This is a genomic window from Brotonthovivens ammoniilytica, from assembly GCF_025566885.1.
Lineage (GTDB): Bacteria > Bacillota > Clostridia > Lachnospirales > Lachnospiraceae > Brotonthovivens > Brotonthovivens ammoniilytica.
In genome coordinates this window covers 1-798 of record NZ_JAOQJQ010000013.1, presented here as the reverse complement: position 1 = coordinate 798, position 798 = coordinate 1, and the positions used below count along the sequence as shown (strand labels likewise).

Genomic DNA, 798 nt, shown 5'->3' with positions numbered 1-798 from the left:
AACGGATGCAGATGGAAAGCTGGCTTTCAAGTCTGCAGGAGTTTTTGAGGATGCATAAGAGGGTTTGCCAGCACTGAGAAGCCGCGAAGCGGATTGGAAGTGGGGCAGAGCCGGGCACGAGCGAACAAGAAAAGATAACAAAGATTTCCGGTGGCGATGCGCTTAGGGGAAACACCCGTACCCATCCCGAACACGATGGTTAAGACCTAAGCGGCCGATGGTACTATGCTGGAGACGGCATGGGAGAGCAGGTGGCTGCCGGATTAAAAAAGAAAACAAGGCGGAAGCCTTTTGATATAGAACGGACACGGAAAGCCGTGTCAACCTGTATCAGCGGGGAAGCGCTGTTCATATAAACTGGGTTTTACCAGTGATCAGAGTATCTGAAAGATCAGGTATCCTGATGGCTGATAAAACAGCCGGCAGGAAGCAGGGAAAGAACTGCGGACTGCACATGTACCTTGAAAACTTCATACAGAGATAATGAATTGATAAAACGTTTTGTGATCGAAAGATCATAAAACCTCAGATATATCAAGACATCCGAGAAATGCAAAGTAAAGAGTTCATGCGAAAGCATGAGCGATTGAAAACCAAACACAAACGTTGAAAAACGAAAACTCATTCTTGAATGAGAGCTGCGAAAGCAGCAGCCCGCCTAAGTAGCTAACGCTATAGCGAACGGGAAGGAAAAAATTACGAGAAAAAGGCGTTGCAGCTCATTCATAGGATGCTGTGCATCCTATTTCATGAAGCGCTGTCGCGCAATGATTTCGTACTGAGACATCCAAAAGAAAG

Annotated in this window: 1 rRNA gene; it reads left to right on the top strand. The window is 46.5% G+C overall.

The features are described 5' to 3' along the window. The first annotated feature begins 146 nt into the window (after positions 1 to 146). Positions 147 to 264, top strand: a 5S ribosomal RNA gene (rrf, locus tag OCV88_RS15945). The last annotated feature ends 534 nt before the right edge of the window (positions 265 to 798 follow it).